This is a genomic window from Thiorhodococcus minor (assembly GCF_010820565.1).
Classification (GTDB): Bacteria; Pseudomonadota; Gammaproteobacteria; order Chromatiales; family Chromatiaceae; genus Thiorhodococcus; species Thiorhodococcus minor.
In genome coordinates, this window is the sequence record NZ_JAAIJQ010000005.1 from 48,672 (window position 1) to 72,912 (window position 24,241).

General features: G+C 65.4%; 21 protein-coding genes. 14 read left to right on the forward strand and 7 right to left on the reverse strand.

Annotated elements, in window-relative coordinates; translation table 11 throughout:
• The first annotated feature begins 156 nt into the window (after positions 1–156).
• Positions 157–951 (forward strand): phosphodiester glycosidase family protein, encoded by a 795-nt coding sequence (locus tag G3446_RS02675; protein WP_164450854.1) that lies wholly within the window; start codon positions 157–159, stop codon positions 949–951.
• A gap of 67 nt (positions 952–1,018) precedes the next feature.
• Positions 1,019–1,423, forward strand: coding sequence for a lactoylglutathione lyase (gene gloA / locus G3446_RS02680; protein WP_164450855.1), 405 nt, complete (start codon positions 1,019–1,021; stop codon positions 1,421–1,423).
• 32 nt (positions 1,424–1,455) lie between these two features.
• Here gloA and G3446_RS02685 read toward each other — a convergent pair whose 3' ends face one another.
• Entirely contained in the window at positions 1,456–2,127 is a 672-nt protein-coding gene (locus G3446_RS02685) for a MarC family protein (protein ID WP_164450856.1), read from the reverse strand.
• 826 nt (positions 2,128–2,953) lie between these two features.
• On the opposite strand from G3446_RS02685, the gene G3446_RS02690 reads away from it, so the two are divergent.
• Together G3446_RS02690 and G3446_RS02695 are read left to right on the forward strand one after the other, a co-directional pair.
• The gene (locus tag G3446_RS02690) at positions 2,954–3,289 is read left to right on the forward strand and encodes a 4a-hydroxytetrahydrobiopterin dehydratase (RefSeq protein ID WP_164450857.1); all 336 of its coding nucleotides are present in this window, start codon (positions 2,954–2,956) and stop codon (positions 3,287–3,289) included.
• Between the two features lie 155 nt (positions 3,290–3,444).
• A complete protein-coding gene (locus G3446_RS02695) occupies positions 3,445–4,200 on the forward strand; it encodes an aminodeoxychorismate lyase (RefSeq protein WP_164450858.1) in 756 nt (251 codons plus the stop codon).
• A gap of 57 nt (positions 4,201–4,257) precedes the next feature.
• Here G3446_RS02695 and G3446_RS02700 read toward each other — a convergent pair whose 3' ends face one another.
• Together G3446_RS02700 and G3446_RS02705 are read right to left on the reverse strand one after the other, a co-directional pair.
• A complete protein-coding gene (locus G3446_RS02700; protein ID WP_164450859.1) occupies positions 4,258–4,650 on the reverse strand; it encodes a DUF302 domain-containing protein in 393 nt (130 codons plus the stop codon).
• 367 nt (positions 4,651–5,017) lie between these two features.
• On the reverse strand, positions 5,018–6,259 hold the full coding sequence (locus G3446_RS02705) for a cytochrome-c peroxidase (protein WP_164450860.1): 1,242 nt from the start codon (positions 6,257–6,259) through the stop codon (positions 5,018–5,020).
• 298 nt (positions 6,260–6,557) lie between these two features.
• Between G3446_RS02705 and G3446_RS02710 the strand changes: the two genes are divergently transcribed.
• The 7 genes from G3446_RS02710 (at position 6,558) to G3446_RS02740 (ending at position 15,035) form a co-directional block, all read left to right on the forward strand.
• Entirely contained in the window at positions 6,558–6,866 is a 309-nt protein-coding gene (locus G3446_RS02710; RefSeq protein WP_164450861.1) for a PepSY domain-containing protein, read from the forward strand.
• Positions 6,867–6,875: 9 nt separating this feature from the next.
• Entirely contained in the window at positions 6,876–7,535 is a 660-nt protein-coding gene (locus G3446_RS02715; RefSeq protein WP_164450862.1) for a response regulator transcription factor, read from the forward strand.
• Positions 7,532–8,872 (forward strand): ATP-binding protein, encoded by a 1,341-nt coding sequence (locus G3446_RS02720; protein WP_164450863.1) that lies wholly within the window; start codon positions 7,532–7,534, stop codon positions 8,870–8,872. The genes G3446_RS02715 and G3446_RS02720 overlap by 4 nt, the downstream gene beginning before the upstream one ends.
• 87 nt (positions 8,873–8,959) lie before the next feature.
• Positions 8,960–10,210, forward strand: coding sequence for a TolC family protein (locus G3446_RS02725; RefSeq protein ID WP_164450864.1), 1,251 nt, complete (start codon positions 8,960–8,962; stop codon positions 10,208–10,210).
• 197 nt (positions 10,211–10,407) lie between these two features.
• Positions 10,408–11,484, forward strand: coding sequence for an efflux RND transporter periplasmic adaptor subunit (locus tag G3446_RS02730; protein ID WP_245232262.1), 1,077 nt, complete (start codon positions 10,408–10,410; stop codon positions 11,482–11,484).
• On the forward strand, positions 11,484–14,546 hold the full coding sequence (locus G3446_RS02735; RefSeq protein ID WP_164450866.1) for an efflux RND transporter permease subunit: 3,063 nt from the start codon (positions 11,484–11,486) through the stop codon (positions 14,544–14,546). Before G3446_RS02730 ends, G3446_RS02735 begins: the two co-directional genes overlap by 1 nt.
• 186 nt (positions 14,547–14,732) lie before the next feature.
• The gene (locus tag G3446_RS02740; protein ID WP_164450867.1) at positions 14,733–15,035 is read left to right on the forward strand and encodes a DUF3240 family protein; all 303 of its coding nucleotides are present in this window, start codon (positions 14,733–14,735) and stop codon (positions 15,033–15,035) included.
• Positions 15,036–15,844: 809 nt separating this feature from the next.
• Here G3446_RS02740 and G3446_RS02745 read toward each other — a convergent pair.
• Positions 15,845–17,440: a hypothetical protein gene (locus tag G3446_RS02745; RefSeq protein WP_164450868.1), complete on the reverse strand. Its 1,596-nt coding sequence runs from the start codon at positions 17,438–17,440 to the stop codon at positions 15,845–15,847.
• A gap of 864 nt (positions 17,441–18,304) precedes the next feature.
• Between G3446_RS02745 and G3446_RS02750 the strand changes: the two genes are divergently transcribed.
• Complete coding sequence (locus G3446_RS02750; RefSeq protein WP_164450869.1) at positions 18,305–19,180, forward strand: hypothetical protein; 876 nt, start codon at positions 18,305–18,307, stop codon at positions 19,178–19,180.
• Positions 19,181–19,683: 503 nt separating this feature from the next.
• Here the strand turns inward: G3446_RS02750 and G3446_RS02755 are convergent.
• Together G3446_RS02755 and G3446_RS02760 are read right to left on the reverse strand one after the other, a co-directional pair.
• A complete protein-coding gene (locus G3446_RS02755; RefSeq protein ID WP_164450870.1) occupies positions 19,684–20,265 on the reverse strand; it encodes a beta-class carbonic anhydrase in 582 nt (193 codons plus the stop codon).
• 209 nt (positions 20,266–20,474) lie between these two features.
• Entirely contained in the window at positions 20,475–21,116 is a 642-nt protein-coding gene (locus G3446_RS02760) for a TusE/DsrC/DsvC family sulfur relay protein (protein ID WP_164450871.1), read from the reverse strand.
• A 188-nt stretch (positions 21,117–21,304) separates the two neighbouring features.
• Here G3446_RS02760 and G3446_RS02765 point away from each other — a divergent pair, with 188 nt between their 5' ends.
• Both G3446_RS02765 and moaA read left to right on the forward strand, forming a co-directional pair.
• Positions 21,305–22,219, forward strand: a complete 915-nt coding sequence (locus tag G3446_RS02765; protein ID WP_164450872.1) for a LysR family transcriptional regulator — start codon at positions 21,305–21,307, stop codon at positions 22,217–22,219.
• 223 nt (positions 22,220–22,442) lie between these two features.
• Entirely contained in the window at positions 22,443–23,483 is a 1,041-nt protein-coding gene (gene moaA, locus G3446_RS02770) for a GTP 3',8-cyclase MoaA (protein ID WP_245232263.1), read from the forward strand.
• Between the two features lie 213 nt (positions 23,484–23,696).
• Here the strand turns inward: moaA and G3446_RS02775 are convergent, their stop codons facing one another.
• Complete coding sequence (locus G3446_RS02775; protein ID WP_164450873.1) at positions 23,697–23,864, reverse strand: hypothetical protein; 168 nt, start codon at positions 23,862–23,864, stop codon at positions 23,697–23,699.
• Positions 23,865–24,241 lie beyond the last annotated feature (377 nt).

Consider the following 24,241-nt stretch of genomic DNA (forward strand, 5'->3'; position numbering starts at 1 on the left):
GTCGCGAAGTTGATGCGTCTTCAGCCTGAGGGCGCTTGAAGCAGAGTCGGCCGGGCGCAAGCCCGGCCTTTTGCCGTTGAGGCCCGGCCGAGTCCCCCTGCCGGATCCGCTGAGGACTCGCTATTCCCCCGCCTAAATCCATGTCCGTCCCTTGATATGGCGCTTTCCCGAAGTCTGTTACTGCCCGCCCTGCTGCTCTGGGCCTCCGGTGCTCTGGCCGACGTCTGGCAACCTGTACGGCAGTCGACTCCGGACGGGGATGGACGCGAGCTCTTCTATGCCAAGCGCACCGCCGTCAGGCAGTCGGACGGCAAGTCGTTGACCGCCCATCTCGCCGTTTTCGCCTCGCCAGCCTACCGCCTCAAGGTGATCGATCTCGGCGGTGGCGAGAGCCCCAAGTACGCCTCGCTCGATGAGGCCTTTCGCGCCGAAGGCTGTGTTGCCGGTGCCAACGGCGGCTTCTTCCATCCGGATTGGCAGCCGCTGGGGCTGGTGGTGTCGGACGCGGAGCGCACCAACGGATTCGCGCGGGCAAAGCTGCTCAGTGGTGTGGTCTATAGCGATGGCAGCGGCACTCATTTGATGCGGCGAGGACAGTTTCGGGACCACGCCGGCATCAACGCCCTGCTGCAGACCGGACCCTATCTGGTCGAGACCGGGCGCAGCGTGCGCGGCCTTTCGACCGCGAGGCCGAGTCGCAGAACCTTCATCGCAACGGACTGGCGCGGACACTGGGCGCTGGGCGCGACGACCAGCTCAGTGACCTTGGCCGAGCTTGCCGATGTACTGGCCTCCGAGGGTGCCCTGACGGGCTGGCGCGTCAATCGCGCCATCAATCTCGATGGCGGATCCTCGACTGGGTTTTTCTTTGCGGGCGGGAGCGAAGGGGCGTCTGTCGTGTTGAGCCCTTGGAAGCGCGTCCGCAATCTCTTGGGGGTCGTCGCGCGGTAAAGCCGACAAAGCGTCCCAACCTGTTGACGCCAAGCCTCGACATCACTTCCACGATGAGGACGAGCTGATGAGAATCCTCCACACCATGCTGCGCACGGGCAATCTGCAGCGCTCCATCGACTTCTACACCCAGGTTCTGGGGATGACGCTGCTTCGCCAGAAGGACTACCCCGAGGGCGAGTTCACCCTGGCGTTTTTGGGCTATGGCGACGAGTCCGAGCATACGGTGATCGAGCTGACCTACAACTGGGGCGTCGACCGCTACGACCTCGGCAGCGGCTACGGGCATATCGCCATCGAGGTCGACGACGTCTATCAGGCGACCGACCGCATTCGGGCTCAGGGCGGCAAGATCTTGCGTGACGCCGGACCCATGAATGCCGGCTCGACCATCATCGCCTTCGTCGAAGATCCCGACGGCTATCCCATCGAGCTGATCGGCGCCGGCCAGATGGGCGTGCGGCAGGGCTAGCGATGCGGTCTGGCCAGGCGATCTCGCCAGGGTCAGGGCAGCAGCGCCTTGGCCGCCCCGGCCAGTCCGTCCAAGAGCATCTGTACGCCGATGACGGCGAGAATCAGGCCCATGATCCGTGTGACGACATTGAGGCCGCTCTGACCGAGAAAACCGACCAGGCGCTCACCGAAGAGGAAGAAGAGCAGGGTGATCGCGCAGAGCAGACCGAAGGCGATGATGGTGACGATCAGCTCCCCCAGGGTGCCGGCAGATGCGAAATTCATCGCCGTCGCGATGGTGCCCGGGCCGGCCAAAATAGGAATGGCCAGCGGCGAGATGGCGATGCTGAGCTGCGCCTCCAAGCTGTCGGCGCGATCTGAATCAGTGGGGTGGTGCACGCTCGACGGGCTGCCGTGAAGCATTTGGTAGCCGATGAGGGCGACCAGCACGCCGCCCGTGACGCGAAACGCCGGCAGCGTGATGCCGAAGAGACCGAAGATCAGCTTCCCAAGCAGCACGAAGGCGACGACGAGGATGAAGGCGGCGAGGATGGCCTTGAAGGCGACGCGTCTGCGCACGGCGTTCGAGTCGCTGGCGGTCAGTCCCAGAAAGACGGCGGTGTTGGCGATCGGGTTCATGATGGCGAAGAAGCCCATGAAGACCGAGAGCGCATGGCCCATGGACGGCTTGAGATCGGCGAGGCTGAAGTGGAGTGCATCCATTGTTGCGTGACCCTGAGCTGAGGCGTGCCTCGGGGCATGATGCCATGCATCAGGGTGGCGCGCCGCGCGCCACCCTGATGCGGACCTTGGGCGAATTCCTAGGATCCTCGTCCCAGTCGCCTGCAAGCGCGTCGCCCGCAAGCGGGCTCCTACGAAGACGGCGCCGTAGGAGCCTGCTTGCGGGCGATCCTGGGGCGTAGGCGGAAAAAATGACCGGCGGAGAGCATCCTGCCCTCATGCCGTCACGCATTTCCTGAGCGCGAAAGGCTGGTAGGAAGATTTCGAGCTGGCTATCCAGTCAGTCTGGCACCAATGAAGTTGCTGGCGACCGCTTTTCCTGCGCAACCATAGCGGTTGCTCCAGTGGCTGCATGTCGCCCGCTGTGGCCATGCTTGCCGCTGTTTTTTTCAGATGTAGCGCGGCAAAGAAGGATGCTTCCTCTCCACCCCGAGCCGACCGAGTTGCTCAGTCGGCTCTCCATCGACACCCCAATGGGTGCCTTCCTCGGCGCGAACTCGATCCGTCTCCTAGAGCGCATCGGGCGTTATGGCTCGATCTCCCGCGCGTCCGAGGCGGTGTCCATGTCATCAGAGACAGCCTGGGACACCATCGACGCCATGCACACCATGTCCGATCGGCCGCTGCCATGGGGATTTCGGGGGGGATGTTGTCCGAACGGGCTTCGCAGGTCTGGAATAGCGGCAGGCTGGACCCAATGCAGTCGACATGGAGGGTCGGTTGTCCCCAGGGCAGAGCTCGGATTGCCGGCCTCGGTGAGAGCCTTCTGCTCTCGCCAGTATTCAATGTCTTCTAAGGAGATGTCGTAATGAGCCAGCTAAACCAGGAGAAGTGCGAGGCCTGCCGTGCGGATGCCCCCAAGGTGACGGACGATGAGCTGAAGACCCTGATCCGGGATATCCCGGACTGGGCGATCGAGGTGCGAGACGGTGTCATGCAGCTGGAGAAGCGCTTCGAGTTTCCGGACTTCGTCCAGGCGCTGGCCTTCACCAATCAGGTCGGCGAGATCGCCGAGGCCGAGGGGCATCACCCCAAGCTGGTCACTGAATGGGGTAGCGTCATCGTCACCTGGTGGTCGCACAAGATTCGCGGGCTGCACCGCAACGACTTCATCATGGCGGCCAAGACGGACCGGCTGCTCTAGGTGCGGTGAGCGACGCAACTGCGTCCAACCGGCTTGCCGTACTTCGGCGTCGTGCTCCCGCCGCCCGGCCGTTTTTCCTCGCTGCCACCGGACCTGCGCATGCTGTGCAGCCTGAGAATCGCGATGCCGCGGGGAAGGATTCAGAGTGAAGCAAGGTGAAGCAGCTTTCCTTCAGCTTCTTTCGTTACCGCGCCAGCTACGCGCCGGCGGCCTTTGTGGTCATGGGATTCCAAAGACTGCTCAAGGGCCGCAGCCTGAGGACGAGGACGGTGCAGCTGATGGGCTGCGGCGGCAGGGATGGCTTCTCGATCTTGCCGGATCTCAAGACCTATGTCCTGGTGTCTCTCCTGAGCGAGCCGGCCGAAATCGAGGCCGTTCGGGCCACAACCCTTTATCGGGTGGTCAGTAAGCCTGCGGTCGAGAGGCTCCACTTCAGGCTTTCGCCCCTGAGCGGGCACGGGGCCTGGAACGGCAGGCAAGTGCTCGACTACAGCGGCGCGCGTCAGGATCCGCATCGCCCCTTCGCCGTCCTGACGCGCGCACGCGTCGATCCGGCGCGGGCCAAGGACTTCTGGCGCGCCGTGCCGCGAGTGCGGCGCTTTCTGAGGGCGCATCCGGGCTGTGCCTACGCACAGGGCTTTGGCGAGCACCCGTTGCTGTCCTTGGCGACCTTTAGTGTGTGGGAAGACCTCAATGCGATGCGGAGCTTCGCTTACGGCGACTCGCCGCACCATCGAACCGCCAAAGCCGCGGTGCATGATGGTTGGCTGTCCGAATCACTCTTCGCCCGTCTGGCCCTATTGGACGTCGGCGGCGATGTCGATCGATATCCCATGCTTGCGCGCTTGGCCCCGCGACAAGAGATGCCCGACGAAGGCCGCGACGGAGTCTCTATGCATGGCGGCGACTGAGGGGGTTGCCAGGCAGAGCCGGCCGAGCAACGGTCGGCATCCCCCAAGCCAGGCGCCTCAGTCCTTGGCTAGCGCGTCCCGGACCCGCTCCAGGCGCTGGCGCACTTCGCTGGCGAGCTGCTCGATTCCAGGCTTTTCGACCAGTTGCAGCACGGCCTGCGGGTCCATGAAGGCAACGGTCATCTTGCCGCCCGCGTCTTCGCGGACGACGACGTTGCAGGGTAGCAGTAGACCGATGTCCGGATCCGTCTCCAAGGCCTGGCTCGCGAGCGGCGGGTTGCATGCCCCGAGAATCCGGTAAGGCTTGCGCTCCACGCCCAGCTTAGCCTTGAGCGTCGCCTGAACGTCGATGTCTGACAGCACGCCAAAACCCTCGCCTTTGAGCGCCTCGGTGACGCGCTCTACCGCCTGGTCGAAACTGCCCTCGATCTGAATGGAAAAGCCATACATCGTCGGGATCTCCTCAAGATTGCGTTTTCATTGCATTGGCATTGGACGGCGAAAGCCGAGGCCGCATGGCGGTGTCGATCTGTTCGCTCGCTCTGCTCAGAGCAGGCTCGCCTCCGCCATGCTCGGTGACTTGCGGGTCAGGCGTGTCAATCCAAAGACCTTCCGCGGAAGCCTCTCCGTGGCTTCGAGGGCTGAGCTCCCGATGCGGGGACTCCTTCCCCTTTCCCCAGTGCCTAGGCAGCGAGGGGATCCAACGGCAAAGGCGTGGCCATGCGTCTGATGGGCATCGCTTGCCGTCAGGCGGATCGGAGTAGGCGCGTGATCGTCGGCCCTCGCCGACTGCCAGGGGTGAGCACGTCTACCGCAATCAAGGCGCTGCGCTGCGGATCACAGTCTCGGGCGGGACCCAGCCGTCACTGAGCGTACGCATGAAGGCAAGGATCGCCGCCTCTTCTTCTTGCGTCAGCCCCAGATCGCCCAGCTCTTCGGTATTGACATTGGCTTCGACCTCAGGCGCAGGCCAACAGTTGCTCCCCGGCTCAGGGTCGGTCAGGGTCTCGCACTGGGGCTTCACATCACGTGTGTTATAGAAATGGACGACTTCCTCGAGGCTCTTGTGGGCGCCGTTGTGCATGTAGGACTTGACGAAGTCCGGCGAGGGGCGGAGGTCGACATTGCGTAGACTCGGCACCTTGTGCTTCCCCAAATTCTCGGCTGCCAGGTGGGCGAAGCGCGGCACCTGATCGAGGAAGCCGCCCAGTCCAGGATCTCGCCAAGCGTCTCCCTGGGGGTTGCGGCTGGCCTGCCCGTACCAGGGATTGGCCGGATTGCGTCCGACGCCGAGGTTGTCGTAGGTGAAATCCGTGAACACTGGCGGCTCACCCTGCGCTCCAGGGGTGTGCGGGTGACAAGCGGCGCAGTTGCCCTTGTCCTCGCGCGCGAACAGCTCGAGCCCAAGTGCTTCTTGCTCCGAGAGGGGATAGCGCTCGGGGTCCTTCAGGTAGTAGTCGTACTTGGCGCTAAAGGCATTCATCTCGGCGGAGCGCTCGAAGGCGGCGATCGCCCGAGCGATCGCGTTGAAGCCAGCGACCGGATCCGCGCAAACCAGCTCGCCGAAATAGGCACGGAGCTGCGGCCCCACCTCGCCCTCGCAGACCCGGCGGGCCACCTCGGCCGCATCCGGAAGATTGTGCTCGACCGGATTCAGGAGGGGACCCTGCGCCTGTTCCGCGACGACATCACCGAGCATCCAGCCGGTCGCCCGGCCGTCCCAGAAGGCGCCGCCAACGAAGTGCTCCTCCTGCTCGTCGAAATACAGGGGCGGGCTGAAGCTCGCATAGGCCGCCATCGGTGGCCTGCGGTTGCCGAAGCGTCCTTCGACGGCGCCTTGGTGCACGGCGCCGGATGCATTCAGCGCGCTATCCGGCCCGCTCCACCCGGCCGCCGGGGCATGGCAGCTGGCGCAGGATTGACCGGCCGGCTCGGAGAGCGTGCCGTCGAAAAAGAGTCGTTTGCCGATGGTTGCAAGCGCATCGTCGGTGGCGCCCTGGAGGCTGGCGGAGTAAAGCGATGCGATCGAGAGGCCGACTAGCAGCGTTTTTCTGTTCATCTTGAATTCAGCTTCGTCATCTAGGTTACATCGACGACTGGTGACGCGCTCAGCGCACCGGTCGGATCGAGAGCAGGCTTGGCAATCCCCGTGCTCCTGCATCGGAAGCAGACCTTGGCCACGCGTTTCGTCGCGCATGAGCCCTCTGCCCGAGATGGCGCTATCCTCTTCGCGACCATCGTCTTGTGCGAGATGGTCGAGCCCTGCCCGCCTCGAGCCCCTTTGGCATGTCGGAGAGGCGCTCGACCAGCGTTTCCCGCACGTCCCTGATCCTCGGCGACAGCGAACAAGTGAGATCATGCCGCAAGCCCTGCTCATCGCGACGCTCGGAATCCTGGCGCTATTCACGACGGCGCGGCTGGATGCCGATGTGCGCGTCGATCACGACGACGTCAAGCGCCTGCGTGAGTCGGGCAAGATCTTGCCCATGACCCAAGTGCTGGAGGTGGCCACCCGCATTCAGCCGGGGCACCTCGTCGAGGCCGAGCTCGAGCCTAATCATCATGGCTACCGCTATGAGATCAAGATCTTGGATGCGGCCGGACACCTCCATGAGCTCGAGATCGATGCCTCGACCGGTATTTTGATCGATAAAGAGGAAAGGTGAGACACGCCGATGCGCCTGCTCCTCGTTGAAGACGACACCGAACAGATTGCCGCGCTGCTGCCTGCCCTCAAGTCCGCCGGCTTGGCGGTCGATCAGGCGCAAGACGGGTGCGTCGCCGAGTCGCTCGGCACAACCGAGCCCTATGACGTCATCGTGCTGGATCTCGGCCTTCCCGGCCGGTCCGGGCTCGAGGTGCTGCGCAACTGGCGCACGCGCGGCGTCACCACGCCTGTGCTGGTGCTCACCGCGCGCGATGCCTGGCACGAGCGGGTCGACGGGCTCAAGGCGGGCGCCGACGACTACCTCGGCAAGCCCTTCTATGTCGAGGAGCTGATGGCGCGCATCCAGGCGCTGGCGCGCCGCGCCGCAGGTAACCCGAGCCCGGTGATCGAGGCAGGGGGGCTGCGTCTCGACGAAGGGCTGCAGCAGGTCATTCTGTCCGACGGCAGCGCGCGCGAGCTCACCGGCACCGAGTTCCGGCTGCTGCGCCATCTGATGCGCAATCCCGGGCGTCTGCTCTCCAAGACGCAGCTCATGGAGCACGTCTACGACCTGGACGCGGAGCGCGGCAGTAATCTCATCGAGGTCTATATCCGGCGTCTGCGCGAGAAGATCGGCCGTGAGCGCATCCTCACGCAGCGCGGCCAGGGCTATCTCTTCCCCAAATGAAGTCGCTCGAGGGACGGCTGCATCTGGGGCTCGGGATCAGCCTGGTGCTGCTCATCGGCGCCGCCTGGTGGCTGGGGCATCAGGCCCTGCACCACACGGCGGATGCCTTCGTGATCTCGCGGCTGGAGCATGACGCCGAGGGACTCGTCGGCGCGCTCTCGGTCGCACCGGACGGCAGCCCGGCGATGGGTGCGGGGCGGATGACGCCCGTCTACGATCAGCCCTACTCCGGTCATTACTTCGTGATTTCGGTCGCCGCAGGCGGGCGCATCCGCTCGCGCTCGCTGTGGGACGAAGATCTCGCGCCACCACGGCTCGCGGCTGGCGAGACGACCACCTGGCGCGTGCCCGGGCCTGCGGGTCAACGGCTGCTTGCCTGGGCGGGAGGCTACCGCATCGACGACCGTGACCTGGTGGTCGCCGTCGCCGAGGACGTCTCCCCGCTGAGCGGCGAGCTTCGGGGCTTCGAGCGCCTGTTCGCCATCATGGCCGTGGCCGGGCTCGCGCTCATTCTCTTGGTCCAGCGTCTGGTCGTTCACCGCACCTTCATGTGCCTAGAGCCCGTCTACCGCGACATCGAGCGGCTCGAGCATGGCAAGACCGTCTTTCTCAGTGAAGAGGGTCCGACCGAGATCCTGCCCCTGGTCCGCAAGCTCAACCGGCTGCTGCTGCGTTTCGATCAGCGTCTGGAGCGCTCGCGCACGGCCACGGGCAATCTCGCCCATGCGATCAAGGGGCCGCTCAGCCTGCTGCGACAGCAGCTACGAGATCCGGCGCTCGACATCTCCCCTGGTCATCGCGAGACGCTGCTCGAGCAGATCGAGCGTCTGCGCCGACTGGCCGAGCGTCAGCTCAAGCGTGCCCGGCTCGCCGGCGCGGGCGGTGCCGGCGTCAGTTTCGATGCCGCCGAGGAGCTGCCGACCTTGGCTCGTCTCTTGACCCAGATCCACGCCTCTAAGTCGATCGACATCCAGCTGGACGACCGCACCCAGGGGCCACTCGACCTGGATCGGGAGGACATGCTGGAGCTGCTCGGAAATCTGCTCGACAACGCCTGCAAGTGGGCCGTGGCCATGGTCTATTGCGGACTCTGCGTCGACAGGGGACGTCTGATCCTGCGTATCGAGGACGACGGCCCAGGCTGCTCCGAGGAGGCGATCGCCGACATCACGGGACGCGGCATGCGGCTCGACGAGGAGGTGAGCGGCCATGGGCTGGGGCTCTCCATCGTCAAGGAGATTGTCGACGGCTACCAGGGCCGGATCGGCTTCGCGCGCTCGGCCAGACTCGGTGGGCTCAGGGCCGAGATCGCGCTGCCGCTCGAGGAAGGCGTCTGAGCCCTGAGCAGGCGCTGCGCGAGCGACGAGCCCGACTGATTCGGTCGGATTCAGTTTCGTTTCAGTTTGGGGCTTTAGCATGGCCCCATGGACAGCAAAAGCCCTCCTCATCCAACGCCTTCGCGGCGCTGGCTCAAACCCGCACTGCCCCTGGCGCTCCTGGTGCTCGCCACTGGCGGTGCACAAGCCGGCAGTCTTGGCAGCGCCATCTCCTCGGCGCTCGAGCAGGCCGCCCAACAGCCGCGTGTCGACGCCATCCGCTCCGAGCGTGACGCGGTCCGCCGGCAGGCAGGGAGCCTGGTCGCCGAGGACCCGGCGCTGCGCGTCAATTACCTCAGCGACCGCGTCGATCGCGACCAGGGCGCCTACGAATGGGAGGCCATGGTCGATCTTCCGCTCTGGATGCCGGGTCAGCGCGATTCCCGTCAGGGTGTCGCTACCGCGCTCGGTGGCCAGGCCGACGCCTTGGCGCGTCTGCTGCGCTGGGAGATGGCCGGGCGCGTGCGCGCGGCCCTCTGGGACACCGCGCTCGCCCAAGGCCGTCTGACCCAGGCCGCGCAGGCGCTCGCCAGCGCCCGCGCGCTGGAGGCGACCGTGACCAAACGCGTCAAGGCCGGCGAGCTGGCGCGGGTCGATCTGCTGGTGGCGCGTCAGGACGCGCTCGACCGCGAGGCCGAGCTGCAAGCGGCCAGGGCCGAGCATGCGCGCACGCTCGCCATCTACCGTCAGATCACCGGCCAGGCGGCGCTGCCGGATCAGCGCTTCGAAGCCGCGCCCGAGCCGGACGCAGCGACCGGGCTACCGCCCGACCACCCGCTGTTGGCGGACGCCGACAGCGCGCTGGCCCTCGCCAGGGCCGAGCGCAAGCGCGCCCAGAGCGAGCGGCGCGCCAGCCCGGTGGTCAGCCTCGGCGGCATCCGCACGCGCGACGCGCGCGGTCTAGACGCCCAGCATGCCGTGCAGATGGAGATCAGCTTGCCCTTCGGGCTCGCTAGCCAATCCGCCCCCGAGATCGCGGCCGCCGAGCGGGCCTACACCGAGCGCATGACCGACTTCCAGCGCGCGCGACGCCAGGCCGAGCAGCGGCTCGCCGAGGCGCAGGTGACGCGCACGGGTGCCGCCGAGGCGCTGACCGTCGCCGAGCGCCGCCACCGCCTCGCGCACGAGGCCCTGGACCTGGTCCGCCGTGCCTTCGATCTCGGCGAGGCCGACCTGACCGCTCTGCTGCGGGCCGAGGAGCGCGCGCGCCAGGCGAGCATGGACCTGGAGCTGCGCCGTCTCGAGCAGGGCCGGGCGCTGGCCGAGCTCAATCAAGCCTTAGGAGTCGTCCCCGAATGAATCGAGTAAGCGTCGTTGAACCGCAAAGAGCACAAAGAGCGCAAAGGATTTCAAGCGATTGTCCGCGAAGGGGTGCTCCATCGCAGCTCTGCTGGGGGCTCGCAAATCAAGCATTTGCCTTTCTTCGCGGCCTTTGCGCCTTTGCGGTTCCAATTCCCGAGCTCGGAGTCATCCGCCGCACGCTCGGCGCCTTTGTCTTGCTGCTGCCGCTGACCGCTCCGGCCGCCGATCTGGTCGCGCTCGACGCCGAGCAGCAGCGGGCCTTCGACATCGACCTCATCGGGCCACTCGCTGCCGACGCCAGGCTCTCACGCCGCTATCCGGCCGAGGTCGCCGTCCCCAATCGCCAGCTGAGGGTCGTCGCCGCACCCCAGGGCGGGGTCTTGGAAACCCTTAAGGTCGCCGAAGGCGAGCAGGTCACGGCAGGGCAAATCATCGCCGAGCTGCGCAGCCCCGACCTGGTCGACATCCAGAGCCAGTACGTCGAGGGACTGATCCGGCTGGAGCTGGCCGAGAGCCAGCTGGCGCGCGACCGCAAGCTCCAGCGCGAGGGGGTCATCGCCGAGCGCCGGCTGCTCGAGAGCCAGGCCAAGCAGCGCGAGCTGGCGACCCTGGTCGAGCAGCGCCGCCAACTGCTGGAGCTGGCGGGACTGGCCGAGGCGGACATCGCCAACCTGACGCGCACCCGTCGGCTGTCGAGCACCCTGCCGATCCATGCGCCCATCGCCGGGGTGGTGCTCGAGCAGATGGTCAGCACCGGGCAATCGATGGCCGCCGCCGACCCCCTCTACCGGATCGCCGAGCTGGATCCGCTGTGGCTGGAGATCCATGTCCCGGTCGGTCAGCTCGATGGCCTTTCGATCGGCAATCACGTCTTCCTGACCCGCCAGGGCACGGCCGGCAAGATCATCACCATCGGGCGCATGGTCCACGGCCGAGATCAGGGCGTGCTGGTACGCGCCGAGATCCGCGAGGGCAGCGAGCAGCTGCGTCCGGGCCAATTCGTCGAGGTCCAGCTGATGGCCGCGCTCGGCACGCGCAGCTCCGACGGCGAGGCCGTCCAAGGCTGGCGTCTGCCGTCGAGCGCGCTGGTGCGCGACGGCGATGCCACCTATGTCTTCATCGCCCGCGAAGGCGGCTTCGCGGTCGCGCCGGTGACGCTGCTCGGCGAGGAGGAGCAGAGCGTCGTGGTGCGTGGCCCGCTCGCGGCCGACGACCAGGTCGCCATCAGCGGCGTGGTCGCGCTCAAGGCGGCCTGGCTGGGAGGCGAATGATGCTGGGACGCCTGATCCAATTCGCGCTCACCCAGCGGCTGCTGATGCTGCTGACGGTCGGGCTGCTGATCGGCGGCGGCTGGAAGGCCTTCCAGCAGACCCCGATCGACGCCTTCCCCGACGTTTCGACCACCCAGGTCAAGGTCATCGTCAAGGCGCCCGGCATGACGCCGGAGGAGGTGGCCTCGCGCATCACCAGCCTGATCGAGGTCGAGATGCTCGGCATCCCGGATCAGACCATGCTGCGCTCCGTCGCCAAGTATGCGCTGACCGATATCACGGTGGACTTCGCCGAGGGCACCGACATCTATTGGGCGCGCCAGCAGGTCGCGGAGCGCCTGAGCGCCATCTGGGGCGACTTGCCCGAGGGGGTCGAGGGCGGCGTCGCACCCTTGACCACGCCGCTCGGCGAGATGTTCATGTTCACCATCGAGGGCGGCGGCCTGAGCCTGGCCGAGCGGCGCGACCTGCTCGACTGGATCATCCGTCCGGCGTTGCGCGCGGTGCCCGGCGTGGCCGAGGTCAACGCCCTCGGCGGCTATGTGACCACCTTCGAGGTGGTGCCGGACAACGCCCGCATGGCCGCGCACGGCATCCAGCTCGACGACCTGCGCGCGGCGATCGCGGCGAACAACCGCAACGACGGCGCGGGCCGGCTGGACGACGGCGAGGAGTCGCTGCTGGTGCGCAGCGAGGGCGCGGTCCAGACGCTCGACGACCTGGCCGCCATCGTCATCGGCGGCGACGGCCGCCAGCCGGTGCGCGTCGCCGACGTCGCCGAGGTGCGCCGCTCCGCGCTCACCCGCTATGGCGCCGTGACCCAGGATGGCAAAGGCGAGGCGGTCCAAGGGCTGGTGCTGGGTCTGCGCGGCGCCAACGCGCGCACCCTGGTCGAGGGCGTGCAGGCCAAGCTCGACGAGCTGGCCCCGAGCCTGCCGGAGGCTGTGCGCATCAACGTCTTCTACGACCGCGGCGTGCTGGTCGACAAGGCCGTGCACACCGTCTCCAAGGCGCTGATCGAGGCCACCGTGCTGGTGCTCGTGCTGCTGGTGCTCTTTCTCGGCGATCTCCGCGCGGCCCTGACCGTGGCCCTGATCCTCCCGCTGGCGGCGCTGGCGACCTTCATTCTGATGCGTCAGTTCGGGCTCTCGGCCAATCTGATGTCGCTCGGCGGTCTGGCGATCGCCATCGGCATGCTGGTCGACGCCGCCGTGGTGGTGGTCGAGAACGTGGTCACCCAGCTCGCGCGCGGCGGCGGGGGCGGAAGGCTGCCGCGCCTGCACCTCATCTACCGGGCCGCGCGCGAGGTCGCCGTCCCGGTGTCCTCGGGCATTCTGATCATCATCATCGTCTTCCTGCCGCTGCTGACGCTGCAGGGGCTCGAGGGCAAGCTGTTCGTGCCGGTGGCGCTGACCATCGTCTTCGCCCTAGCCGCCTCGCTGCTGCTGTCGCTGACCGTGATCCCGGTGCTCGCGTCCTTTCTGCTCGGCGCGGTCAAGCACAGCGACCCCTGGCTGCCGCGCCTGCTGACCCGGCTCTACATGCCGGTGCTCGACTGGGCGCTGCGCCGTCAGGCCTGGGTGATCGCCGCGGCGGCCGGCCTGCTGGTGCTGGCCGGCGTGCTCTACACCCAGATCGGCAAGACCTTCATGCCGACCATGGACGAGGGCGATCTCATCGTCCAGCTCGAGAAGCTGCCCTCGATCAACCTGGCCGAGTCGATCGCCATCGACCAGCGCATCCAGCGCGCCATCATGGCGGACGTGCCGGAGGTGACCGGCGTCATCGCCCGCACCGGCTCCGACGAGCTGGGACTGGACCCCATGGGGCTCAACCAGACCGACAGCTTCCTGGTGCTCAAGCCGCGCGAGGACTGGCGCTTCGAGACCAAGGATGCGCTGATCGATGCCATCCGCCAGGTGCTCGAGCGCTTCCCCGGGGTCGACTACGCCTTCACCCAGCCGATCGAGATGCGCGTCTCGGAGATGCTGACCGGCGTGCGCGGCGACCTGGCGGTCAAGATCTTCGGCGGCGATCAGGACCGGCTCAACCGCGTCGCCGAGTCGCTGGTCGGCGTGCTGGAGGGCATCGCCGGCTCTCAGGACGTCTACACGCCGCGCAACGAGGGCGCCCAGTACACCAATCTGGTCGTCGACCGGCTCGAGGCCGGCCGGCTCGGCATCGACGCCGACGCCCTCGCGGCGGCACTGCGCGCCCAGGTCGAGGGGCTGCGCGTCGGCACCATCTATCTGGACAGCAAGCGGCGCCCGCTCATCATCCGCGGACCCGAGGAGCAGCGCCGCTCGCCGTCGCGCTTCGCCGGCCTGCAGGTCGCCCTGCCCGACGGGCGCGCCGCGCCGCTCGCCAACCTGGTGCGCATGGAGCGGATCGAGGGCCCGGTGGCGCTCAACCGCGAGCTGGGCAACCAGATGGCGGTGGTCATCGCCAACGTCGACGGACGCGACCTGGTCGGCTTCGTCGAGGAGGCCCGGCAGGCGGTGCGGGAGCAGCTGGATCTGCCGACCGGCTACTGGCTGGAGTGGGGCGGACAGTTCGAGAACCAGCAGCGCGCCGCCGCACGGCTCGCCCTGGTGGTGCCGATCGCGCTGGGGCTCATCTTCCTGGTGCTCTTCTCGACCTTCGGCTCGGTGCGCCAGGCGGTCTTGGTGCTCTCCAACGTCCCCTTCGCGCTCGTCGGCGGCGTCTTCGGTCTGGCCCTGACCGGCGAGTATCTCTCGGTACCCGCATCCGTGGGCTTCATCGCCCTGCTCGGCATCGCGGTGCTCAACGGCGTGGTCATGGTGACCTACTTCAATCAGCTGCGCGTGCTCGGGCGGCCGATCCAGGAGGTCGTGGTCGAGGGCGCCAGGCGCCGCCTGCGTCCGGTCCTCATGACCGCCAACATCGCCGCCTTCGGCCTGGTGCCCCTGCTGTTCGCCACAGGCCCAGGCTCCGAGATCCAGCGCCCCCTGGCCATCGTCGTGATCGGCGGCCTCATGTCCGCGACGGCCCTGACCCTGATCCTGCTGCCGATCCTCTATCGGCGGTTCGGCGAGGGCTGAGGCAGTCGTCACCCCGGAGGCTGGACGAGCGAGAGCGAAGTCCGCCGAATCCCGCAGCGGCATTGGTGGACTGCGCTGCGCTGGTCCACCCTACGACTGACACCTGACACCTGACACCTGACACCTGACACCTGACACCTGACACCTGACACCTGACACCTGACACCTGACACCCGAAGACTGACCATGCCCAACCAACTCCTCCAGCTCATCGTCCCTCCGGCCGCCGAGGACGTCGTCGCCGAGTGGCTGCTCGAGCGGGACGACGTGCCCGGTTTTACCAGCGCGCCGGTCTCCGGACACGGCTCCTCGGAGCGCTCCATGACGCTCGCCGAGCAGGTCGCGGGACGCTCGCGGCGGGTGATGTTCGTCATCCATCTGCCCACGCCGGTTGCGGCCTCGGTGCTCGCGGACCTGCGCGCGGACTTTCCCGGAAGCGGCATTCACTACTGGGTCGTGCCTGTGCTGGAGCATGGCCGGCTCGAGTGAAGAGGCCCAGGAGATAGGCTCGGTGAGTCGAGACCCCGGAAACTGCTCACGAAACCACGTCAGCGCGGGACCACAGAAGAGTGCCTCTGGCCGATATCGGTTCCGAATCGCGCGAGCGAAAGCACGAAACGCAAACAACCACTCGGAGGTAAACATCATGCAAGGCACAGTGAGAATCCTGCTTGCCGCAATGACCCTACTCTTGCCGCTTCATCACGGCCAGGCTCTTGCCGGAGCTGAGGGGGTCGAGGTGGAGCGGGTCTCCTCCAAGCGCGCCAAGGTTCGCTTCGTTCACACCGAGGTCCGCGATGGCGAGCTGCGCGTGCGCGGAAGCGTCTCTCGGCGGATCCCCATGCGAGGCGCGATTCCTGGGCATGTGCGCATTACGCTGCGAGATCCAACCGGCCGCGTGCTCAATGAGACTGACGCCAGTTTGATGCGACCGAGCCGACAGTCACAATCTGCTCGTTTCTATGCGCGTTTTCCCGCAGCTGCGCCTCCGGGATCCGTGCTGACGATCGCTCACCAGCCGGACCAATGAGACGGGATGAGCGTCGACAGCGAGGCATCCCTGGGCCAGGCCAGTGCGCTGTCAGGCCTTGACCGTCAGTTGGACCTGTAGGGTGGACGAGCAAGAGCGAAGTCCACCGAATCCCGCTCCGGCGTTGGTGGACTGCGCTGCGCTCGTCCTGCCTACAGCGGGAGGCCGGTCCGACCTCCCTATGGAGATCGGATCGGACGCTGTGAGCGTCGATCGACGGAGACAGGCGGGATCCGAAGTCCCCGTCGGGGGTCGTTAGCGATGCCCCTTACCCTCCAACGGTGACGGTGGTCGCCGCGGTGGCCATGACATCCGAGCGCGACGCCGTCGCGTCGTACATGCGTTGGAAATCCGCGACCTCGGGCAGACCGACGTCCTGAAGCAGGTCGAGGAGGAAGGCGAACTGGATCGGCTGGTAGACCAGCTCGACGCTGACTTGGTAGCTGCCTGGCTCGACTCCCGACACCTGATAGGTGATCAGGTCCTCCCCGCGATTGAAGTTGCCATCGCTGGCGGCATTGCCGAACACGCCGATGTCGGACGCGACGACTGCCTTATCGAATCCGGCCGGCGTCAGGCGATTGTCTTTCAGGTATTGGGAGCCGCGCAGCAGTGTATAGGTCACCTCGTCATCGGTGTTGCCCATGATCGACTCGTAGACCTGCACCTGATCTTCGGATGTGATCAGGTCGTAATGGGGCTCGAAGGTTGCGATGTTCGTGTCCGCATCGACACCGACCACCGAGCCATCGGCGTTGACGCGACCCGACTCGAAGACGATCTGGCCCTGGGCATCGCGCACCGTGACATGCAGGATGGCCCGCCGTGACGGATAGCTCGTGGGTACCTTGTGGCCCGAGAGGTTGCGCAGCCTTAGATCGATGCTGAGGGTCTCGTTCAGCAGGCTCGTCGAGACCACGTCGATCGCGGCAGCGCTTTCGAGCATGGCGCGCGACCGCGCGACACTGGTGGGGATGGTCGTCGACAGCACGCCCAGCTCGGCTGCGTTTTCGTCAATCAGGTTCAGGATGACCGCATTGGCACCGACCAGGTGATGCTGCGAGAAGTTGTTGCGGCGGGGCAGGTTGCGCGGGCGGTTCGCGATCTTCACGCCGTTTGTCTTGGGCATGTGGCAGTCCTGACAGCTCTGGGCGGTCGCCCCCGCGGCGTAGTCGCTATTCTCCCACTCCGTATAGACCATCTGCTCCGGGAACTCGGTCGGCTGAACAACGCCTTGCGCGTCCACGAAGGGCGTGTACAGATTGTGACAGGTCGAGCAGACCGCGGAGTCGGAAATATGCGTGCTGGCTACCGGCGTGTAGCCACTGTTGCGCAGCATCGGATTGATGCGGGGGCTTTGGTACTGCCCGTAGGCGTCCTTGAACGGGTTGATGGAGTAGTGGCCGGAGAACCCATCCAGTGTCCCGAGCGTCGGGTCATCTTGGATCTGGTGACACAGGGTGCAGCTGACCCCGTCCATCGTGGGATCGTGATAGGGATTCGTCGGGTCCAACAATCCGCCGGGCTCGAGCGCGAGGATGGCGGCCCTGTCGTACTCGGCCTCGTAGTTGCCCATCGGACCGTGGCACAGGGTGCATTTCTTGTTGATCACATCGGCCAGATGTGGATTGCGAGCCAGCTCGGTCGCAACCTTTGCTTTCCAGAACGGGTCGCGGGAGGCGTTGGCCATGAGTGTCCCGCTCCAGTCCCGCTCGATCGAGACATCCTTGCCTTGACTGTCGGTCAAGCCGTTGTGGCAGAAGGCGCAGTTCGCCGAGCCCGAAAAGTGGGTGGTCAGGAACCCCGGGTCGGCGCTCCAAGCGGCGGCGCTCAGCGATCCCAGCAGACAGGATGTCAATAGCATGCGATATCGGCTCAGCATAAGGATGTCTCCGCTTCTCGTGTGATCGTCTGGCCGATAGCGATCTCACAAACAGGCCTGAGACTGACATCTGTCTGTATCAATACGCTGTAAGACCAACGGTTTCGGCAGGTTATCGGCTATCAGTGATTGCCGAAATAATTATAGAGCTTGCTTTGGATGCGCTTGCGGCGTCCTCGGGCCCAAGGCGCCGCGGTTTGACGTGGATCACGCCGGATGATTTGAAGGTCGGCAGTGATGGCTGCCGGATGTCCTTAAACTCGACCCCGTGGCATCTGGTCATGGACAACCTCAACATCCATTGCTCCGAGGCGGTTGTGCGCCTCATCGCCGAGGCCATCGGTTTCGGGGGCGACCTCGGCGTGAAGGCGCGTGTTACGCCCCGACGTGTTTGCGGACATCCGTCCCGACCTCTGTGAGGCGGCTAGCCTAACGCTTTGATTGTTGGGCCTCCTGCGTCGGCCCAACCTACAGCAATCTGCGATCTTCGCGGTGCGCTTGGATTACTCTCACAGTCTCAAGAGCGAAGTCCACCGAATCCCGCTCCGGCGTTGGTGGACTGTGCTGCGCTCGTCCAGCCTACAGCGGGAGGCCGGGCCAATCGATGATCGGCGCCCGCTCTCATCGCCGTCTCCGCGGGGCCCTGACTGCTTTAGCTCATCGATCGGCTCCCACAAGTCAGGGTCCTTTTGGGCCAAGCTCAGAAGCCTGGAGTGCTCGACACAGAGGCTGTTGGTGCCTATATGATGGCCGCAAAATCCTCAGCGCCATGAGCGTTCACCGTGCTGGGGGTAGCGATAAATTGCGGCTTCACTGATGAGCCCCTGCCAGGAGCCTGCTCTCTCGATGATCAATCAACGACCGTTCAGGATCTTCCCGGCGGCGGCTTTGGCCACCGGGCTTCTCATGGCGCCCTTGCATGCCGACGCCGAGACCGAGGATGCGGATCCCGGGGACCCGCCGATCGAAGACCTCTTCAAGTCCGAGCTGGTGTTTCCCCAAGAGCGGGGCGAGCTCCAGATCGCCAGCTTCCCAAGCTATCGCGAAGGTCCCGAGGGAAGCGTGGTGTCGGTCCCCATCGGTATCGAATACGGGATCACCGATGCCTTTCAGCTCGAGGTCGAGTGGGACGCCTATGTCGACGCTGACGGCGATTCCGCCGAGGAATCCGGCTCCGGCCAAGGCAACTTCCAGCTCGGACTCATGTACGCCATGATCGACATCGCGGGCAGTGGCTTTCATGTCGCGGCCGGCGCTGAGTACGAGATCGCCAGTGGCGACCAGGTGTTCCTGGAGAATGGGAACCGCGCAGACTCCCAGGAGCTTTACCTGATATTCGCCAAGGATTTGGCCGAGGCGTCGACAAGCCTCGTCTTCGTCCAGGTCGGTGTCGAGCTGCAGCCGGACCGTCGCGAGGCGGCAACGCTGGTTGGCGCGCTCCATGACGACCCCGAGATCATGGGGTCCGAGGACGATGACGACGGTGCCCTGGATCCGAATGTCTGGTTCCTGAACCTTGGCGGATACACGCCGTTGGGAGAGGCCATCCTGTCTCTGGAGCTCAACCTCTCGGAGGAGGAAGAGGAGCGCTTCGTCACTCCAGGTATCAGTTATCAACCTGGCGGCGGTCTCGAGCTTGGTCTCGGAGTCGCGCTCGGGCTGACCGAAGAGGCCGATGATTACCAGGTGATCGCCAAGCTGCTCTGGGAATTCGAAGACTGATGACTCTGCTCTCTGTGCGGTGGCGTCGATCCCATGATGTCAGGGCCGCGCCGCGTCTCTTTCGCTCCACAAGGGGGGAGGTCTCTCGATGCGACTGCCGTTTTCTCGGGCTCTGACGTTGCTCGGAATCTCCTGTGCCGTACTCGCGACCGCGAGCGCAAGCACTCAATACAGCGTCTTCTGCGCTAACGATCGGATCGAGATCGATTCACGGTCGTTCGAGCAAATGAAGGTGGCTCGGGGGAGCGGTCTCTGCTTGCTGGGGAGCTTCGGCTATCTCTCCGACGCGCAGAGCTTCGCCAAGAAGAACTTCGGCGGTGCAGGCGCATCTTGCAGCTGCCGCTAGCCCGAGATCCGCTCGGGGGCATCCGACGACGGGAAGATGCGGGGGAGGTGGCTGAAACGTCGGCGATGGTTGCCGGGGAAGCGATGGCCGCTCTTGCATTGGTCATCTCTGATCGCAGGCCGCGAGTCCACTGCCTCCCCGAGCGCTAGGGTATCGGTCAGCCTGGCCGTCCGGCTGTGGTCGCCTCCGGAACCTCGATCAATCGTCCCGTTTTGCAGTCGTAGATGTAGCCATAGACGGGAATGTCGCCTGGAACGAGCGGGTGGGCCTTGATGCGCTTGACGTCCTCCACCACGCTGGCTGCGTTGTCGCTGATGGTCAGCCAGTTGATGTAGCGTCCCTCAGGTGAGCCTGGTCCCTCGTCCGTGTTGTGCCAGCCGCTGCCGTCGATGGTGGCTGTTGCGAGGCTGTCCTTGAGCAGGCCGGCCATGATGTCGTTGGTGAAGGTCTCCATTCCGCAGTCCGTGTGATGCACGACGAACCACTCGCGGGTGCCGAGGAGCTTGTGTGAGATGACGAGCGACCGAATGGCGTCGTCGCTCGCGCGTCCACCGGCGTTGCGGATGACGTGTGCGTCGCCCTCCGCCAGCCCGGCGTATTTCGCTGGATCCAGGCGTGCGTCCATGCAGGTCAATATGGCGAAGTGTCGGGCCGGGGGCATCGGTAGCTGGCCCTTGTCCCCGAAGTCCGCCGCGTAGCGCTCATTCGCGGCTCGCACCGCTTTGAGGGTCTCACTCATGTCATCCTCCTCTTCGATCTTATGCTCTTCGTGATTGGCGCAGGTCGACTGAGAGGCTGAATACCTGACCCGCGCACTAGAGATTACCCGGTCGTCGAGGATTTGTCTGCAGGTGGAGTGACCCAGCCAGGGGGCGCCCAGCTCAGGCCAATCCATTGATTACAATGAGTCGGCCGCTGGAGACCGGGAGCCGACGGCTCTCTTCGGAATCAATGCTCTCCCTTGGTGCGCAGCAGCCCCGCAAGCCGGTTGCCCTGCTTCTGCGGCCCACCCCGTGGGAAGATCTGGTGGAGGTAGCGGTTGCTGCCGCGCTCGCGCCCCCAGACCTTCCGGAAGTGGGCGATCATGTCGCGCACTGTCGCCTGCATGCCGGCCCGTGCGAAGCGCTCGCGCAGGAAGCGGATGACTTCCCAGTGCTCGGCCGTCAGGTCCAGGCCTTCCGCCCTGGCGAGGGCGCGTGCGAAGTCCTCGGACCAGTCGGAGGGGTCGACCAGATAGCCCTCGCTGTCGGTCGAGATGGATCGCCCGCCGACCTGAACGGCGCGTGTCGTCATGCTCGGGTAGGCATTGCTCCCGCTCGGGAAGGCCCCCGGCTGACCCAGCGAATCCTGCCCAGATTGCGTGATCGACCACAGCTCGACCGCGATCTCGCCGGCCAAGCGACCCTCATAGCGCTCCACGCCAGAGACCAGGATCTTGCCGCTGCTCGGCGGCAGGTCGAAACTTGCGAGACCTGTGCGATCCGTGCGCACGGGGCTCGTCTCGATGCCGTCCGTGTCGAAGCGAAGGGCGACGGGGGTGCGCTTGAGCGGCTCGCGCGTCACCTTCATGGATACTCTTACTGCGATCATCTCTTTGCCTCCGCTGGGGTCGACGGATACCGGGCCGCTGTCGGGCGGCCGAATCGGCGACCGATCAGTGGTAAAACCTCAGGTTCGCTGTCAAGCATAACGTCGGCCGCAACCCTGGAAAAACGAAACTTATCCGCTATTGATATCGGTAATTCCGATAGTTTGGCGGTGAGCCTGGGCTGACGAGTGTGGACATCGAGCAGGTCAAGACTTTTCTGGCCGTTGCCGCTAACGGCAGCTTTCTCGAGGCGGCCAGCCGCGTGCACGTCACCCAGTCGACGGTGAGCGCCCGCATTCGAAACCTGGAGCAAGCGCTCGGCGCGCGTCTCTTCTCGCGCAATCGCTCGGGGGCAAGGCTGACGCCCGCCGGCGAGCGTTTCTTGCGCCATGCCAAGACCCTGGTGCTGACCTTCGAGCAGGCGCGTCACGATGTGGGCTTGCCCAGCCGCTACCGCGGCAGCTTGACGATTGGTGCGCGGATTGCCCTGTGGGATGACCTGCTGCCGCGCTGGGCTGGGCGCATGCGCAAGGTGGCACCGGATATCTCGCTCAATACCGAGATCGGTTTCGAAGACGATCTGATGCGGCGTGTGATTGCGGGAACGATCGACCTGGCGCTGATGTACAGCCCTCAGCAAGGGGCGGGTCTCGAAGTCGAGTATCTGTTCGACGAGACCCTTGTGCTGGTCGGCAGCGAGCCGGATCGGGAGCTGCCTGACGAGGGCTATGTCTATGTCGACTGGGGCCCCACCTTCTACACACAGCATCGCAAGGTCTTCCCGGGCCTCGAGCGGCCTGCCCAGACGGCCAATATCGGCTGGCTTGGGCTGCAGCTGATTCTCGCGAACGGCGGCAGCTGTTTCGTCCCCGAGCGGGTGGCTGCCTCCTATCTGCGGGGCGGCTGTCTGTTCCGCGTCCGCGGCGTTCAGACGTTGCGGCTGCCAGCCTATGTCGTCTACTCGACCGAGATCGATTCGGCTGTGCTCGATAAGGCCTTGGGAGAGCTGCGCGCGCTGATCGGTGAAGGTGCGGGTACCGGGCTCGGGCCTCGTCGCTCGCGCGAAGACGTGGGCTCGGGCGGGGACGCGGAGCGCTTCGGGTGAAGTCCTCGTCCGCGACGCTTGGACGGGACGCTTTGTAACAGCGGATGAATCGAGCTAGAGTCTGACCGGGATGCTTGGATTCTCGCCTGTTGCAGATGGGGTGCCGTCTCCGATCCGCCGCGCGATTCCCGCGTCATGAGCGCTGCCCGCCGTTTTCTCGTCCCTCGTTTCACCCTGGCGCGGACGATTGCCGTCCGGGCCTGTTTCTTGTTGAGGAGCCAGAATGAGCCAGTCGGCGCCCTTGCGCACAATGCCAGCGGATTCGACAGAGGCGGGTCGGGGGCTCGTGGATCGTTTCGGTCGGCGCATCACCTATGCGCGTCTGTCCGTCACGGATCGCTGCGACCTGCGCTGCGTCTACTGTATGTCCGAGCAAATGACCTTCCTGCCGCGCAGTCAGCTCCTGACGCTGGAAGAGATGGCGCGGCTCGGGCGCTGTTTCAGCGAGCTTGGGGTCAGCAAGCTGCGTGTGACCGGAGGCGAGCCCCTTGTGCGTCCAAACGTCCTTTGGCTGTTCGAGCGGCTCGGCGAGCTTGCGGGGATTCGCGATCTGACGCTCACCACCAACGGGACGCTGCTTGGACGCTATGCGAAGTCACTCAAGGACGCTGGTGTCACGCGCGTCAACATCAGCCTCGACACCCTCAGCCCCGACCGCTTCCGCCGCATCACCCGCGTCGGGCGCATCGAGCGGACGCTCGCGGGGATCGACGCGGCGCTGCGCGTTGGCTTCCGTCGCATCAAGCTGAATGCCGTGGTGCTGAAGAATCGGAACCACGACGAGGTCGTGGAGCTGGTCCGTTTCGCGATCGCGCGCGGGGTCGACATCAGCTTCATCGAGGAGATGCCGCTAGGGGTGATTGGCGAGCACGATCGGGCGGAGGCCTACTACTCGAGCGACGCCATTCGTCGCGACCTCGCCGAGCATTTCGATCTGGTGCCGAGCATCGATCGCACCGGCGGTCCCTCGCATTACTACAACATCGCCGGAGAAGAGACCCGGGTTGGCTTCATCTCGCCCCATGGCCACAACTTCTGCGGCGACTGCAATCGGGTGCGTGTCACGGCCCAAGGGCGACTCCTGCTCTGTCTTGGGCAAGAGCATTCAGCAGACCTGCGTCGCGTCCTGCGCGCTCATCCGACGGATGACGAGCGGGCTCGGCAGGCGATTCTCGCCGCCATGGCCCTCAAGCCTCGGGGGCATGAATTCGATCTGGGCGCGGAGCCTGTGGTCTTCCGGTACATGAATTCCACTGGGGGGTGAGCCTGCACTCGGTCGATTCGGCCGGGCGGCCACCAGGCGGTAGAGCGACATGCTCGCGGTGCACGTCGAGCGCTCTCGGAGCTTGCAAGCGCAGCCCGCTGCCGTCGACCGCCAAGAGGCGGTCTCTGGCTTGCGGCGCAATGGTGGGGGTATTTGCTGGCCGAACGGACTGCGAACCGCGCTCCCGCAAGAAAAGACGCGGGTGCGGGGCGTCTACAAGGTCATTGCGACGGCGCTCAGGGTGACGACGGCACCGAGCGAGATGTAGCCGAGCGCGGAAGCGACCTTGCGGGCGACGGTGCGGCGTGCTGCGGCGATACGATTGTGCTCACGCAAACGGTTGCGGATGACGGTGATCTGATCAATCTGACTCGGGTCCATGGAAGGCCTCCTGCTGGACGATTTCGAAGCATATCCCAGACTGCAGCTCTTCAACTCTTCGTCGACTGCCGCTATCCATGCCTTCTTGAAAGGGAGCTCCGGCTCCGATTCAACGAGCCTGGTCTGCTCTTCCCCTTCAGAGAGAAGCGCCGCGCACCTTCACGGAGTGGCTACGCGCAGCGAGATCCTGACTTCAAATTCAGTGGAAATACTCAGATAGAAAGTATCGTTCGGATTTTGGCGACTGGCAAGAAAGTGTGAGCAATATCACGCTTCTGCGGGTCATTGCTCGGACTAAAGAAGGGCCGAGTGGTCTGGGCGCCTGATAGCGAAAGAACACGATAAGTGTATATTTGCGTCCCTCCCAGACGATTCCG